Raw genomic sequence first — 16742 nt, 5'->3', positions numbered from 1 at the left:
GTAAACTAACTAAGCTTTTTACTAAAAAGACATTCTAGTTTATTAATGGTTTCTTGAATGTTGTTTACATCAGTTGGTGCAATAAATATAGTATCGTCGCCTGCAATTGTACCTAAGACACCATCACTTTTACTTAAGCTATCAAGTAAACGAGCGATTAATTGTGCTGCACCAGGGCTCGTTTGAATAATGATCATAATGCCATTATGCTCAATTTCTAATACTAATTGTTTCAACGGGCTTTGTGCGGTGGGAACACCTAACTCTGCTGGTAAGCAATAAACCATTTCTTGGCGGGCATTACGGGTGCGAACTGCACCAAATTTACTTAACATCCGTGATATTTTTGATTGGCTGATATTATTAAAGCCCTGCGTTTTCAACGCATCAACTATTTCACCTTGAGAGCCAAATTGCTCTTGCTTTAATAAATCTTTAAATGCTTGCACTAATGCTTCTTGTTTTTGTTGACCATTCATTATTTGATATGAAAACCTTATAAAAGATAATTAATCTATTTGCTATAATACTAAAGTTGTGTTTTTGAAAAAGAGCATTATACGCTATCATATAGATAAATATACGGTATAAATGAATATTAATTGTTTTTTTGCTGCCTATGCTATATCTTTTGCGCAGCAAATTTTTACGTATTTACTCAAATTTTTTTGTTAAAATGAAATTAAGGCCAGCGGGCCTTAATTTAACCCTATTAAATCTCGGAGAGAACACATGAAAGTAGCAGTTTTAGGCGCAGCAGGCGGTATTGGCCAAGCATTATCTTTATTATTAAAAACTCAATTACCGGCAGGTTCAGAGTTATCACTTTATGATGTTGCCCCTGTTGTTCCAGGTGTGGCGGTAGATTTATCTCATATCCCTACAGCTGTTAAAGTTGAAGGTTTTGGTGCTGATGATTTAGCTGGTGCACTTTCAGGTGCTGATATTGTAATTATTCCAGCAGGTATGCCTCGTAAGCCAGGTATGGACCGTGCTGATTTATTTGCAGTAAACGCAGGTATTATCAAAACATTGGCAGAAGGCATTGTTGCTAATTGTCCAAAAGCGTTAGTGGGTATTATTACTAACCCAGTTAACGGTACTGTGCCAATTGTTGCTGAAGTATTCAAAAAAGCGGGTACTTATGACAAGAACCGTGTATTTGGTGTAACAACATTAGATGTTATTCGTAGTGAAGCATTTGTTGCTGAGCTTAAAGGCTTAGACGTAGCAACAGTTAAAGTTCCAGTAATTGGTGGTCACTCAGGTACAACTATCTTACCACTTCTTTCACAAGTTGAAGGTGTTACTTTCTCTGATGAAGAAGTAGCTGCATTAACTCCACGCATTCAAAATGCAGGTACAGAAGTTGTAAATGCTAAAGCGGGTGGCGGTTCTGCGACACTTTCAATGGGCGCAGCAGCAGCTCGTTTTTGTTTATCTTTAGTTAAAGGTTTACAAGGCGAAGATGTTGTAGATTACGCTTATGTTGACGTTGATGGTGGCGATGCTCCATATTTCGCTCACCCAGTACGTTTAGGTGTAAACGGTGTTGCTGAAATATTACCTTACGGTGAGTTAAGTGCGTTTGAAGAGAAAGCTAAGAATGACATGCTTGAAACATTAAAAGCTGATATTAAAGAAGGCGTTGACTTCATGGCATAAAGCCAAGTTAACGGTAAATAAAAAGGGGTTTTAATCGTATGATTAAAACCCCTTTTTATTTAATTCTTTTTTATCTACCCCAAGGGTTCCCTGGAGTAGCTGCAGCAGCTCTAGCTCGTGTTTTCTCAGCTCGTTTCTGACGTAGACGTTCAGCATCTTCAAAACTTAACTCTGCAGGCTCTCCTGGCTTTTGATCTGCAGGCACTATACGATCACGAGGAGGTAATTCAAATTGAGTGTCATCTGCACGCGGTAAATTTTTATACTGATATAAATAAAAAGCTTCAACTTTATCTTTTGCCCATTCAGTTTTTTTCAAAAACTTTAAACTTGATTGAATACTAGGCTTATTTTTAAAACAATTTAAATTTAAGTAAGCATCCATAATGTCAAAGCCATAATGATCAACTAACTCTGTGATTACTTGTTCTAAACCAACCCCGTGTAAAGGATTATTTTCGTATATATTATCTGAACTCATAATGTTTTCTCGTAAGCAGTATAATTTGAATAATTGTCGTATTAACTAAAGGATTACATATAGTTAATCATCAATAATTTAACTTTGTATTAATGAATTAGGCACTTCTGTTTGCTGCGATATGTGCTAATGCCGTTAATGCTTTCTTATAATCAGATTCGGGTAATATCGATAAAGCATTAATCGCTTTGTCTGCTTCTATTTCGGCTTTTTTCTGGGTATATTTTAAGGCGCCTGTTTGCTGCATAGCGTCAAGAATTTCGTCTAAATGCTCCATCCCATTGCCATGTTCAATTGCATCTCTCACTAACTGTTTTTGTAGCTCTGAGCCATGCGCCATAGTATAAAGTAAAGGCAATGTTGGTTTGCCTTCAGAAAGATCATCGCCAACATTTTTTCCCATTTCTTGGGCGTCTGCGGTGTAATCCATTATGTCATCTACTAGTTGGAATGCCGTACCTAAATATTTTCCATAATCAGCCATCGCCTGTTCAACTTTGCTATCTTGCTTAGTAATAACTGCAGCTAAGCGTGTAGCTGCTTCAAACAGCTTAGCCGTTTTACAGTAAATAACTTGCATGTAACTTTCTTCGGTAGTATCAGGATCATTACAATTCATTAATTGTAATACTTCACCTTCGGCAACAATATTGGTTGCATCAGATAAAATATCCATGATGTGCATATCACCCAATTTAGTCATCATTTGAAAAGAACGTGTATAAAGAAAATCACCAACTAAAACACTAGCACTATTGCCGAATAAAGCATTGGCTGTTTCACGACCTCGACGCATATTTGACTCATCAACGACATCATCATGTAATAAAGTTGCCGTATGAATGAATTCAATAATTGCCGCAATAGTACAATGTCGATCATCTAATGCTATTGACTGATCATGGTTTAATGCTTGTGCTGTTAACACTGTCAGCATTGGGCGCATTCGCTTACCGCCCGCATTAACAATATAAATACCTAATTGATTTATTAAAGCAACGTCTGAATGTAATTGCCCATGAATAAGTTCATTAACTTTGTTCATGTCATGTTGAGAGAGTGCTTGAATTGCTTTTATGTCCACAGTACTTTATTTCCGCTTCGGCTAGTAGTTTAAAATATAAGGCTAATCTGTCAAATTCTACACTAAATTGCCCGACAATAAAGCGACAAACGTGCTTTCTGAGTACTTTGTTCTTAAATTAATATTTTATTGTAGTTATTTGCTTAAATAGAAGAAAAACTTTAGAAATGATCGTTTTTCTTCTTGCTCTGTTAGCTTTCTTCGCGTAGAATTCGCGCCCTATATTTTTAAATTTAGCGTCATTTAACTTAACTAAGAGATGACGCAGTACGGAGTAGCTATGTACGCGGTATTCCAAAGCGGTGGTAAACAGCATCGTGTAACCGAAGGACAAACAGTTCGTCTAGAAAAGCTTGAGCTTGAAGTAGGCGCAGCAGTAGAATTTGATAACGTTCTAATGATCGCCGATGGCGAAAAAATCAACGTAGGCGCACCTTATGTTGCCGGTGGTAAAGTAGTGGCTGAGGTTGTTAACCAAGGTCGTGCTGATAAAATTACTATTGTAAAATTCAAACGTCGTAAGCATTCACGTAAACAAGCGGGCCATCGTCAATGGTTCACTGAAGTGAAAATTACTGGTATTAATGGCTAATTAGGAGCATTTTGACATGGCACATAAGAAAGCGGCAGGTAGTACACGAAATGGTCGTGATTCAGAAGCTAAACGTTTAGGTGTTAAACGTTTTGGTGGTGAATCAGTGTTAGCTGGTAACATCATAGTTCGTCAACGTGGAACTCGTTTCCATGCTGGTGATAATATGGGTATCGGTAAAGATCACACTTTATTCGCATTATCTGACGGTAAAGTTCAGTTTGATGTAAAAGGTCCAAAAAATCGTAAGTTTGTTAGCATTATTGCTGACTAATCTTAGATTCGATTTTCTAAAAACCTCGCATCATGCGAGGTTTTTTTTTGGCTATTATTTAACTTGTGTATACGATGATTCTTTCTCAAGTAAAAATCGTTTATACTAGTAACATAAAAACCACAAGATATTAGGGTTGTTTAAACACCATGAAATTTGTTGATGAAGTTGAAATCAGAGTTGAAGCTGGCGACGGCGGCAATGGCTGCGTCAGTTTTCGTAAAGAAAAATATATTGAATATGGCGGCCCTAATGGTGGCGATGGCGGTGATGGCGGTGATGTTTACCTCATTGCTGATGAAAGCTTAAATACGCTTATTGACTACCGTTTTGAACGTTTTCACCGTGCTAAGCGCGGACAAAATGGGCAAAGCCGTGACTGTACAGGTAAAAGTAGCGAAGAATTAGTGTTAAAAGTACCAGTAGGAACACGTGTCACAGATATTGATACGGGTGAAATTCTTGGTGATTTAACACATAAAGATCAAAAGCTTTTAGTTGCTAAAGGTGGCTGGCATGGTTTAGGTAATACACGTTTTAAAAGTAGTACTAACCGAGCACCACGTCAAAGAACCGATGGTACACCAGGTGAAATTCGCAACTTAAAACTTGAATTATTACTATTAGCTGATGTTGGGCTATTAGGTTTACCTAATGCCGGTAAATCTACGCTTATTCGTAGTGTATCTGCAGCAACTCCTAAAGTAGCTGATTACCCGTTCACAACGTTAGTACCTAATTTAGGTGTAGTACGTCTTGATACACAGCGAAGTTTTGTTATTGCTGATATTCCAGGTATCATTGAAGGTGCGGCTGATGGTGCAGGTTTAGGAACTCAATTCTTAAAACATCTTGAACGTTGTCGTATATTATTGCATATCATTGATATTATGCCTGCAGATGGCTCAGACCCATTAGAGAACGCTAAAGTTATTATTAGTGAATTAGAGCAGCATAACGAAAAACTAGCAGGTAAGCCTCGTTGGGTTGTTTTTAATAAACTTGATTTAATGCTTGAAGACGAGGCTAAAGAATTAACTGATTCTATTTTAGCTGGTCTTGATTGGAAGGGCGAAGTACACAGTATTTCAGCTTTTAATAAAATGGGTACAGAAGAATTAGCCCAAAAAGTAATGACCTTTATTGAAGAATTACCACCAGAAGAAGAAGAAGTTGTTGATGGTAAAAATGTTGAATTCAAGTGGGATACATACCATGAAGGTGCAATGGCTGATGATGGTTTAGATGACGATCTTGATGACGATGATTGGAATGAAGACGATTACGATGTAGAAGTAGAGTATCGTCCTTAAAGTATTTTATAGCGATTAAATAAGACTCGTTCTACAATGAACAATAAAAAGAGTAATGACAGCATGTTATTACTCTTTTTTTATATCTATAATAAACGGCTAGATAGTGAAAGAGCAGTTGTTTTTTACTGTCGTATAGCCAATAATCTCGCCTTATATAATAAGGTGAGAAATTTAAGAAAAGTATGAGTAAATATTCGATTCCACAATTTATTGGTGTGATTATTAGCTTTTTGATTATTTGGTTAATCAATGATGTTATTTTAGTCGATGGTTGTACTGAGCAAGGAGGAGTATTTAGCTATAAAACAGGAAAATGTTTACTGGCTAATAACGAAGTATACACAGCCGATTTCACAAACTATTTAATGGCTTTATATTTCTTTATCGGAATAGTTGTTGCTGTTACAACCTCCAGACTGATTAAGAAAATATTTAAAATAACACCTTAAATTTATCCCTTCGCTTAAGTGTATTTTTAGCAATAGTGTTAGATAACGTCTTACTTTTCTTATGCAAGTTGACTCACAAAAGCCAACAGCAGAGGGGAAGCAGTTCAAATACTGTTATTGTTTAGCCCTTACTTGATGTCTTAACTAAGACTTATTATCAGCATACTTCGATAAAGTTGTTACTTTGAAGTATGATAGCTGAAATAAAATTATCAAAGTCACTTATGTCCATAGAAGTTAAAAATTTAACCGAGCCAAAGCCTGAAATTAGCTGTTCAAACTGTCAAGCTTGCTGCTGTCGTTTAGAAGTTATGGTTCTTACGGATACCGGTGTGCCTGATAGACATATCGCGGTAGATGATTGGGGTAGTGAAACTATGTTGCGCTTAGAGGATGGTTGGTGCTCAGCTTTAGATAGAGATACCTTGCGATGTACTATCTATGAAAACCGGCCGTTAATTTGCCGAGAGTTTGAAATGGCATCATATGAATGCCTTACTGAAAGGAAACAGATAGTAATACTCTAAAATTAACGTTAATAATTCAATCTGGTCTTTGAGTTAGCAGTGGCCTCTTTACTCTCCTTAAACGAATAGAAATCAGGACTATTTTTTTAGGGTAAATCTAGCGATAATGTATTATTAAATAATAACATTATTTCGGATTTCTATGACCATCCTTTCTATGATAGTAGCAACAGCTAATAACAACATTATCGGCAAAGATAATGATATGCCTTGGCATTTACCTGCAGATTTAGCCTATTTTAAAAAAGTTACGGTAGGTAAGCCTATTATTATGGGCAGAAAAACCTATGAATCTATTGGCAGGGCATTACCTGGCCGTAGAAATATTGTAATTTCACGTGATGCAAACTATCTTCCGCAGGGAAAAGGCTCAGAAGGTGTTGATGTAGTTACTTCAGTTGAGCAAGCATTAGCGTTAGTTAATGGAGGCGATGAGGCTATAGCTGAAGTCATGGTTATTGGCGGAGGTGCTATTTATAAACACTGCTTACCGAATGCCGATCGTTTATATGTTACTCATATAAAAGCTGATATTGACGGTGATACCCAATTTCCAAATTATGATGGCGATGGCTGGAAGAAAGTAAGTAGTGAATTGCGCAAAAGTGATGAGAAAAATAATTATGACTTAGAGTTCTGTATTTATGAGCGCTAATTTCTCACTAGGCAGTCGCAACTCTATCGCATTATTACTTTTAATTCTAGGCATAGGCTCAGCGTTATATGTTAATTACTATGTTGAAGCTACTACAGTAGGTACAGCTTATCATTATGGTCTTTGGTCACTATTACCCGCTTTTATTACTATTTTATTATCTTGGTTAACTCGAGAGCCACTAACTGCATTATTCAGTGGCATTGTTATTGGCGCATTTATGATGGGGCAATATGATCTTACTGATCAAATATTGATCCCGTCTCTTGCGCAAGTAGGTACCGCTGGGATTCTGTTACTCTATTTGTGGTTATTAGGTGGTTTACTCGGTATTTGGTCAAAAACCGGTGCAGCACAAGCTTTTGCTGATTATATGATTAAGCACTTTGTTCGCGGGCAAAAATCAGCAAAATTAGTCGCTTGGTTTTTAGGTGTTTTATTTTTTCAAGGCGGCACTATGAGTACCGTACTGGTAGGTACTACTGTGCGTCCGCTGGCTGATAAAGCAAAAATTAGTCATGAGGAGATGAGTTATATTGTTGATTCAACTGCTTCCCCGATTGCCGTGGTTATTGCTTTTAATGCTTGGCCCGCCTATATTCAAGCGTTAATCTTTGTTCCTGGCGTTGCGTTTTTAGCAACAGAAGCAGATCGTTTAGCGTTTTTCTTCTCAGCCGTACCTTTTAGCTTTTATGGTATTTTGGCGGTAATTGGTACTTTATTGCTTAGTTTAAATATAACAACTTTCTCAGGAAAACGTATTCGTGATGCTCATCATCGAGCAGCAACCACTGGAGAGTTAGACGCACCTGGTGCTAAGCCACTAAGTGCCAAAGAATTGCAAACTTGTGATGTTCCTGATGGCTATAAAGCGCATGTATTCGAGTTTATCTTACCGTTAGTGACCTTAATCGCTATTGCGGTACTAACTTTTATTTTTTCTGGTTCTCCCAAAATCAACTGGGCATTTGGTGCTGCGTTATTATTAAGTGCATTTATTGCGTTAGCGAAAGGGATGTCATTGAGTAATATTATCGATGGTTTTGGTAATGGCTTAAAAGGTGTAGTACTGGCATCTGTTATCTTAATGTTAGCCGTTACCATAGGTGCTATCAGTAAACAAATTGGTGGTGGTTTGTATTTGGTATCACTGCTTTCTGAGCAGTTACCTTATTGGTTGTTACCCATACTATTACAAGTAATTGCAATGGTGATCGCTTTTTCTACAGGAACAAGTTGGGGGACCTTTGCTATTGCTTTTCCATTAGCTATGCCGTTAGCTTGGGCTATTGCCCAAAGTGCCGGTATTGATAACCCAGAGCTATTTATGATGGTGTGTTTTGCAACAGTTTTAAATGGTAGTGTTTATGGTGATCAATGTTCACCTATTTCAGATACAACGATCTTAAGTTCAATGACGACAGGTTGTGACATGATGGATCATGTTAAATCACAAATAGTCCCAGCGACTTTTGCTGCGAGTTTAGCTGCCGTATTATGGACTGGCACAGTTGTATTTTTTGCTTGATAGTGAGCATGTTATTTCACCGGTTACTTAATATCACTTAATAATTGGTTATTCTGTTGGTGTTTTGATACGGAATCCCATGCGTATGGTTGAATAAAACCGAGATCCTGAATCAAGTTCTATCTCTCGACTTGTGATCAAGAGATAGAATCAAGTTCAGGATGACGATTAGGAGCAGAATGACGAGATTATAGTGATTGATAACTTGAATGAAAAAAGCTTGTCAGGCTTCTTATGAAGTCTGACAAGCTTTACTAGAAACTAGAAACTAGAAACTAGAAACTAGAAACGTTAGCTTTCGCTAAGTACGAAATCCATGATACCCAAGGCGGCTTTTCTACCTTGATCAATAGCGGTAACCACTAAATCTGAACCCAGCACCATATCACCACCGGCAAAAACATTCTGTTTACTTGTTTGTAATGCAAAGTCACTGTTATCTGAGGCAAGAACACGACCACGAGAGTCAAGTTCAACACCTGCGTCTATCATCCACTGCGGAGGGCTTGGTAAGAAACCAAAAGCGATAACGACGGCATCAGCTTCCATTACAAACTCGCTGCCTTCAATAGGCTCTGGATTACGGCGACCGTTAGAGTCAGGTGCACCAAGTTCGGTTTTGACAAACTTAACACCAATGGCTTTACCTTGGTCATCAACAGCAATATCAAGTGGCTGTATATTGAAAGCAAAGTTAACACCTTCTTCTTTAGCATTTTGTACTTCACGAGGTGAGCCAGGCATATTAGCTTCGTCACGACGGTATGCACAAGTTACTTCTGTGGCACCTTGGCGAATTGATGTTCGAACACAATCCATTGCAGTATCACCACCGCCAAGCACGACAACTTTTTTATCTTTAAAGCTAACGTATGGTTTAACTTGGTTTGACTCTTTTTCTGTAATCCCCATCACATTTTGGGTATTACCAATTAAGAAATCTAACGCATTATATACACCTGTAGCACCTTCATTTTCAAAGCCACCACTCATATCTTTATAGGTACCAAGGCCTAAAAACACCGCGTCAAATTCATTACTGATTTCTTCAAAACTGATATCAACGCCGACATTGGTATTTAGCCTAAACTCTATCCCCATGCCTTCGAATATTTCACGACGAGTTTGAATAACTTCTTTTTCTAGTTTAAATGATGGAATACCAAAGGTTAATAAACCACCAATTTGCGCGTGACGATCGTATACTACAGCGTCAACACCATTACGGGTTAAGACATCTGCACATGCTAGGCCAGCAGGACCTGCACCAATAACTGCAACACGCTTTCCTGTTTTAATGACGTCAGACAGATCAGGTTTCCAGCCTTGTGCTAATGCAGTATCGGTAATGTGTTTTTCAATATTACCTATGGTTACCGCGCCAAAATCGTCATTTAATGTACAGGCTGATTCACATAACCTATCTTGCGGACAAACACGACCACACATTTCAGGTAAACTATTGGTTTGATGACATAAATCTGCAGCTTCGAATATTTTACCTTCCGTAACCAGCTCTAGCCACTGTGGAATATAATTATGAACTGGGCATTTCCATTCACAATAAGGGTTACCGCAATCTAAGCAGCGATCAGCTTGACCAGCGCTTTGCTCTTCACCTAAAGGTTGATAAATTTCAACAAAGTTGATTTTACGTTCATTAATTGACTTCTTTGCTGGGTCAATTCGTTTTACATCAATAAATTGATAAACGTTTTTACTCATGGCTCTCTTTCCTTATCAATTAATTATTGTGCTTGTACGCGTAATTCAGCTGTTGAACGACTACGATGGCCTAATAATGTTTTAACATCAGTCGCAGTTGGCTTAATCAACTTAAATAATGGAGCAAATTGATCAAAATTTTGTAAGATATCTTGTGCACGTAAACTGCCAGTTTCTTCAAAGTGGTGTGTGATAATGCCACGTAAATGTTCTCTATGAATCGCTAAATCATCAACGGCTAACATTTCAATTGATTCAGTATTCAGGCGAATATCTAAATCAGACTTTTCATCTAACACATAAGCAAAACCACCAGTCATGCCAGCACCAAAGTTGACACCTACATCACCCAGAATAGTAACGATACCGCCAGTCATATATTCACAAGCATGATCGCCTGCGCCTTCAACAACGGCACGACAACCTGAGTTACGCACTGCGAAACGTTCGCCTGCACGACCACTAGCATATAACTTTCCGCCAGTAGCGCCATACAAACAAGTATTGCCCATAATCATTGTTTTATGGCTTAAGTAATCAACACCTTTTGGTGGTTTGACAATAAGTACACCGCCAGTCATACCTTTACCGACATAATCGTTAGCATCACCTGTTAAGGTAAGGTTTAAACCTCCGGCATTCCAAACACCAAAACTTTGACCTGCGGTTCCTGATAGGTGTATGGTAATTGGCGCTGATGCCATACCTTGGTCACCATGTTGTCGGGCAATTTCACCTGATAAAGTGGCACCTACTGAGCGATCAGTATTTTGAATGGTAAACCTAAATTCGCCGCCATGACTGTGGGCAACGGCATCTTTTGCAGCCTCAAGCATTTTTTGGTTGAGTAGGCCTTCATCGAATGGTTTGTTTCCTTCTGTTTGATGAAGGGCTGTATTATCAGCAGCGATGACAGGTGCAATGATAGGAGATAAGTCTAATTTTTGTTGTTTAGCGCTAATGCCATCAATTTGTGTTAATAAATCAACGCGGCCAATAATATCAGTTAAACTAGCAACGCCTAAGCTGGCCAGAATTTCACGTACATCTTGAGCGATGAACTTGAAGTAATTCATTGCTTGTTCAGGTAAACCTTTAAAGAATTGCTCGCGCAATACTTCATCTTGCGTAGCAACGCCTGTAGCGCAGTTGTTTAAGTGGCAAATACGTAAGAATTTACAACCTAAGGCAACCATAGGGGCGGTACCAAAACCAAAGCTTTCTGCGCCTAAAATAGCGGCTTTAACAATATCTACGCCTGTTTTTAAACCACCGTCTACTTGCAAGCGTACTTTATGGCGTAAGCCGTTGGTAACAAGCGCTTGGTGAGCTTCGGCTAAACCTAACTCCCATGGACAGCCTGCATACTTCACTGATGTTAATGGACTAGCAGCAGTACCGCCGTCGTAGCCTGAAATAGTGATAAAGTCGGCATAAGCTTTAGCAACGCCCGCAGCAATAGTACCAACACCTGGGCCAGATACTAATTTAACTGAAATAACCGCTTTAGGATTGACCTGTTTTAAATCAAAAATTAATTGTGCTAAATCTTCAATAGAATAAATATCATGATGAGGTGGTGGCGATATCAAGGTAACACCAGGTACTGAATAGCGTAGTTTGGCAATTAAAGGAGATACTTTATCGCCCGGCAATTGACCACCTTCACCAGGTTTTGCACCTTGAGCAACTTTAATTTGCAGTACATCAGCATTAACTAAATAATGCGGTGTTACACCAAAACGGCCAGAGGCAATTTGTTTAATACGAGAATTTTTTACTGTGCCAAAACGACGCTCGTCTTCTCCGCCTTCACCTGAATTTGAACTACCCCCTAAACGGTTCATGGCAATTGCTAATGCTTCATGCGCTTCTGGGCTTAGTGCGCCAATCGACATTGCGGCAGAGTCAAAGCGTTTAAACATTTCATTGCTACTTTCAACTTCTGAAATATCAATTGCTTCGCAGTCATTTTTAAATATTAACAAGTCACGAAGCATAGCCGCTGGTCGGTTATTTACTTCATCCGCAAACTTTCTATAATCATCATAATTACCGTTTAGGACGGCTCGTTGTAAGTAGTTAACGACATCAGGATTAAAGGCATGATACTCCTCACCATGTACGTATTTAAGTAAGCCGCCATGAGACATTTTTTGATGCGGTAAAAAGGCTTTGCGCGCAAGATTAATGTTGTCTTGTTCAATATCACTAAAGTCAGCACCTTGAATTCGGCTAGGTAATTCACTAAAACATAGTTTCATTATGTTTTCATTTAAGCCGATAACTTCAAATAACCCTGCGCAGCGGTAACTGGCAATCGTTGAGATACCCATTTTAGAGAGTATTTTTAATAAACCTTTATTGATCCCTTCACGATAATTAACAATCGCATCACGAGCACTTAATTTAATTTGCCCTTGTTCTACTAATTGTTCAATTGTTTCAAACGCTAAATAAGGATAGATTGCTGTGGCGCCTAAGCCGAGTAATACTGCATATTGATGCGAATCACGAACCGAGGCGGTTTCGACAATAATATTGGAATCACAGCGTAACTGTTGATCAACCAAACGCATTTGAACAGCACCAACGGCCATAGCGGCAGGAATAACCAATAATTCTTTACTAATATTTCTATCTGATAGAATTAAGATAACCGTACTTTTGTTTTTAACTAATTCTTCGGCCTCATTGCATAAACGAACGATAGCCGCTTCTAATCCTTCATCTTTATGATACGTTAAGCTTAAGGTATCTGAGCGATAATGTTCAGGATCTAGTGCGCGTAATTGTTTTAAACCGGTATACATGAGTATAGGTGTTGTAAACAACATACGGTCAGCATGGCCTGAAGTTTCATTAAATACGTTATGCTCACGGCCTATACAAGTACCAAGAGACATGACAAAACGCTCACGCAACGGGTCAATAGGAGGATTAGTTACTTGTGCAAATTGTTGACGGAAATAATCATATAAAACACGAGGTTTGCTTGATAATACCGCCATAGGTGTATCATCACCCATAGAGCCGGTAGCTTCTTGCCCATTTTCGGCTAATGTTTTAATTACTTGGTGAATTTCTTCATAGCTGTAATTAAACATTTTATGGTATTGATTCATTTCTTGATCAGAAAAAATTCGCACACCTATCTGATTAGCTTCACATTGATCAAAAGGTACTAAATGACGAACATGTTGATCTAACCATTCTCGGTATGGATGACGGCCTTTTAATTCATTATCTATATCATTTGAATTAAAAAGTTTACCTGTATAGGTATCAAGCGCTAACATTTCGCCAGGACCGACACGACCTTTTTCAATTACTTCATCTTCACCGTAGTCCCAAATACCCACTTCTGATGCGAGGGTGATAAAACCATTTCGAGTAATAACATAGCGGGCAGGGCGCAAACCGTTTCTATCTAGGTTACAAGCAACATGTCGACCATTGGTCATTACTACGCCAGCTGGCCCATCCCAAGGTTCCATATGCATGGAATTAAATTCATAAAAAGCACGTAATTCATCATCCATTAAAGTGCTATTTTGCCATGCAGGTGGCATTAATAAACGCATAGCTCGATATAAATCCATACCACCAGCAAGAAACAGTTCAAGCATATTATCTAATGAAGAAGAGTCAGATCCAGCTTGACCAACAAATGGCGCGGCGTCTTTTAAATCAGGTAATAAAGGAGACTTAAAGCGATACGAGCGAGCACGTGACCATTGACGGTTACCCTTAATGGTATTAATTTCACCATTATGCGCGAGATATCTAAAAGGTTGTGCCAAATACCATTGGGGTGATGTATTTGTTGAAAAGCGTTGATGGAATACACAAATAGCACTTTTCATGCGAATATCGGCAAGATCTAAATAAAAGTTTGGTAAGTCTATAGGCATCATTAAGCCTTTATAAATAGTCACCAAACAAGATAAGCTAGCGACATAAAAGACATCATCAGTTATACGCTTTTCTGCACGGCGGCGAGCCATAAATAAACGACGTTCTAGATCACGGTTACGCCAGCCAGGAGGAGCATCAATGAATACTTGCTCAATTGCCGGCATATTATTGATAGCTGCTTTCCCTAATACAGAAGTATCTGTAGGAACGGTGCGCCAGCCAACAAGCGTTAGGCTTTCATCTGAAAATTCTTCTTCTAATATCTTCTTAGATAAAGCGGCAGCAACTGGATCTGGGCTTAAGAAAATCATACCAACGGCATATTTTTTTCCAAGTTTCCAGCCATTATCTTCAGCGACAGCGCGGAAAAAAGAGTCAGGTTTTTGTAATAATAAACCACAGCCGTCACCTGTTTTACCATCTGCAGCAATACCGCCTCGATGTTGCATGCGGTCAAGCGCTGAAATAGCGGTCTTAATTAGTTTATGACTCGTTTCGCCATGTTGATGGGCGATTAAGCCAAAGCCACAATTTTCGCGTTGAACGCTATGATCATAAAGCTGCATTATTGTCTCCTAAAAAATATCTACTTGGTAACAGAATAAAAGAATCGAGGTAAGAAAAAGCGTTTACTATCCCGTTTTGACCCAAGAAGGGGAGGATAACACTACTTATTTTTAAGAAAAAGGTCAATAATTACTAGAGCTTTTGCTCGTATTTTATTTACATTATTTGAATAAATTGACGAATTTATTTTTATAAAATATATGTTAAGTTTATGATTTATATAATTTACTCTAGCTTACTGATGATAGTAGTGTGAGGTATTGATCTTTTTAAACATTATTAAAAAGACTTTTGTAAGTGAGCGGTAAAACTGATTTTATTCTTACGGTTGATGAAAAAAGGAGATTTGATTGTTATTCGAATGTTGAGTGGCACTTGAGGTATAGAAAAGTTTTAATATCCCCTACTGTAAGATTTAGTAGGGGATGACTTGTTTTAATATGAAGCTTGTTAGTTCATTTTTACGGCAGGTAACTACTTCCCATAAGGTAAGTATCTACTTCGCGTGCACAACGACGACCTTCATCAATTGCCCAAACAATCAAACTTTGACCACGACGACCATCGCCAGCAGCGAAGATACCCGGCTTGCTGGTCGCAAACTTGTCATACTCTGCAGCAATGTTTGAACGACCATCTTGCTCAAGACCAAATTGTTCAATCAAACCACCTTCAGGACCCATAAAGCCCATTGCAATAAGTACGATATCAGCAGGAATTACTTTTTCGCTGCCAGCGACTTCTTGCGGGAACATTTGACCTTTGTCGTTTCGCTCCCAAGTAATATCAACAGTGTGAACTGCTTTAACATTACCTTGGCCATCACTTTCAATTTTCTTCGTCATTACTAAGTATTGACGAGGATCTTGGCCTTGAATAGCAATCGCTTCTTTTTGGCCGTAATCAACTAACAAACGTTTTGGCCATTGTGGCCATGGGTTGCTAGCTTCTTCACGTGATTCTGGTGGACGAGGCATAATTTCAAGCTGAATAGCACTTGCGCATTGGTGACGTAATGAAGTACCAATACAATCTGTACCTGTATCACCACCACCAATAACTACCACATTTTTTCCTGCAGCATTAATGAATTGGCCATCTTTATGTTCACTGTCTAGCAAGCTTTTAGTATTTGCTTTTAAGAAGTCCATGGCAAAATGAACACCATTAAGCTCACGACCTTCAACGGGTAAATCCCGTGGTACGGTTGCGCCAATACATAACACAACAGAATCAAAATCGGCTTCAAGTTGTTCAACGCTAACGTCTTTTCCAACTTCAGTGTTGGTCACAAAGACAATGCCTTCTTCAGCAAGAATATCGACACGACGTTGCACTAATTCTTTTTGCAACTTCATGTTTGGAATACCGTACATTAGTAAGCCACCAATTCTATCGGCACGCTCATAAACAGTAACCATATGACCTGCTTTGTTAAGCTGAGCAGCAGCAGCAAGACCTGCTGGCCCTGACCCAATGACCGCAACCGTTTTACCTGTGCGTGCTGATGGTGGTTGAGCAACAACCCAACCCTCTTTAAATGCATGATCAATAATTTCTTTTTCGTGAAGTTTAATAGCAACTGGATCTTCGTTAATACCTAGAACACAAGCACCTTCACATGGCGCAGGACATACACGACCTGTAAACTCAGGGAAGTTATTGGTTTTATGCAATAACTCAATCGCGTCTTTCCAACGACCACGGTAAATTAAGTCATTCCATTCAGGAATAACGTTGTTTACCGGACAACCAGCAACGACTGGTGCAAACTCTGATTTTGCCGACTGGCAAAATGGAACACCACAATCCATACAACGAGAAGCTTGCTTCTCTACGTCTGCTTGTGGAATTTCGTCATAGACTTCTAACCAGTCAATTAAACGTTCACCTGCGTCACGTTCAGTTGGCAAGGCACGACCTACGTTGATAAACCCTGTTGGATTTCCCATAATATATTC

At 38.7% G+C, this 16742-nt stretch carries 14 protein-coding genes; 8 read left to right on the top strand and 6 right to left on the bottom strand.

Going from position 1 to position 16742, the window contains the following annotated elements:
- Positions 1–5: 5 nt before the first annotated feature.
- On the bottom strand, positions 6–479 hold the full coding sequence (gene argR, locus KO509_RS05070; RefSeq protein ID WP_215972197.1) for a transcriptional regulator ArgR: 474 nt from the start codon (positions 477–479) through the stop codon (positions 6–8).
- Between the two features lie 253 nt (positions 480–732).
- Between argR and mdh the strand changes: the two genes are divergently transcribed.
- Positions 733–1665 (top strand): malate dehydrogenase, encoded by a 933-nt coding sequence (gene mdh / locus KO509_RS05065; RefSeq protein ID WP_215972196.1) that lies wholly within the window; start codon positions 733–735, stop codon positions 1663–1665.
- 70 nt (positions 1666–1735) lie between these two features.
- On the opposite strand, the gene KO509_RS05060 is transcribed toward mdh, so the two are convergent.
- Together KO509_RS05060 and ispB are read right to left on the bottom strand one after the other, a co-directional pair.
- Positions 1736–2146 (bottom strand): VF530 family DNA-binding protein, encoded by a 411-nt coding sequence (locus tag KO509_RS05060; RefSeq protein WP_215972195.1) that lies wholly within the window; start codon positions 2144–2146, stop codon positions 1736–1738.
- Between the two features lie 97 nt (positions 2147–2243).
- A complete protein-coding gene (gene ispB, locus KO509_RS05055) occupies positions 2244–3230 on the bottom strand; it encodes an octaprenyl diphosphate synthase (RefSeq protein ID WP_215972194.1) in 987 nt (328 codons plus the stop codon).
- Between the two features lie 280 nt (positions 3231–3510).
- Between ispB and rplU the strand changes: the two genes are divergently transcribed.
- From rplU to KO509_RS05020, 7 genes are all read left to right on the top strand, one after another.
- Positions 3511–3822: a 50S ribosomal protein L21 gene (gene rplU, locus KO509_RS05050; protein WP_159821501.1), complete on the top strand. Its 312-nt coding sequence runs from the start codon at positions 3511–3513 to the stop codon at positions 3820–3822.
- Between the two features lie 16 nt (positions 3823–3838).
- Positions 3839–4096 (top strand): 50S ribosomal protein L27, encoded by a 258-nt coding sequence (gene rpmA / locus KO509_RS05045; protein WP_215972193.1) that lies wholly within the window; start codon positions 3839–3841, stop codon positions 4094–4096.
- A gap of 149 nt (positions 4097–4245) precedes the next feature.
- Positions 4246–5409 (top strand): Obg family GTPase CgtA, encoded by a 1164-nt coding sequence (cgtA, locus tag KO509_RS05040; protein WP_215972192.1) that lies wholly within the window; start codon positions 4246–4248, stop codon positions 5407–5409.
- Positions 5410–5594: 185 nt separating this feature from the next.
- Positions 5595–5861, top strand: coding sequence for a hypothetical protein (locus KO509_RS05035; protein ID WP_215972191.1), 267 nt, complete (start codon positions 5595–5597; stop codon positions 5859–5861).
- Between the two features lie 224 nt (positions 5862–6085).
- Positions 6086–6388 (top strand): YkgJ family cysteine cluster protein, encoded by a 303-nt coding sequence (locus KO509_RS05030; RefSeq protein WP_215972190.1) that lies wholly within the window; start codon positions 6086–6088, stop codon positions 6386–6388.
- Between the two features lie 142 nt (positions 6389–6530).
- The gene (folA, locus tag KO509_RS05025) at positions 6531–7043 is read left to right on the top strand and encodes a type 3 dihydrofolate reductase (RefSeq protein WP_252727395.1); all 513 of its coding nucleotides are present in this window, start codon (positions 6531–6533) and stop codon (positions 7041–7043) included.
- Positions 7033–8571, top strand: a complete 1539-nt coding sequence (locus tag KO509_RS05020) for a Na+/H+ antiporter NhaC family protein (RefSeq protein ID WP_215972189.1) — start codon at positions 7033–7035, stop codon at positions 8569–8571. Before folA ends, KO509_RS05020 begins: the two co-directional genes overlap by 11 nt.
- Positions 8572–8862: 291 nt before the next feature.
- Here the strand turns inward: KO509_RS05020 and KO509_RS05015 are convergent, their stop codons facing one another.
- From KO509_RS05015 to KO509_RS05005, 3 genes are all read right to left on the bottom strand, one after another.
- Positions 8863–10296, bottom strand: a complete 1434-nt coding sequence (locus KO509_RS05015) for an FAD-dependent oxidoreductase (protein ID WP_215972188.1) — start codon at positions 10294–10296, stop codon at positions 8863–8865.
- A gap of 23 nt (positions 10297–10319) precedes the next feature.
- On the bottom strand, positions 10320–14780 hold the full coding sequence (gene gltB / locus KO509_RS05010; RefSeq protein ID WP_215972187.1) for a glutamate synthase large subunit: 4461 nt from the start codon (positions 14778–14780) through the stop codon (positions 10320–10322).
- A gap of 462 nt (positions 14781–15242) precedes the next feature.
- Positions 15243–16733 (bottom strand): glutamate synthase subunit beta, encoded by a 1491-nt coding sequence (locus tag KO509_RS05005; RefSeq protein WP_215972186.1) that lies wholly within the window; start codon positions 16731–16733, stop codon positions 15243–15245.
- Positions 16734–16742 lie beyond the last annotated feature (9 nt).

This window comes from Colwellia sp. C2M11, from assembly GCF_018860915.1.
Classification (GTDB): Bacteria; Pseudomonadota; Gammaproteobacteria; order Enterobacterales; family Alteromonadaceae; genus Colwellia.
Note: the sequence above shows the minus strand (reverse complement) of the source record. Positions and strands in the feature narration are given on the sequence as shown.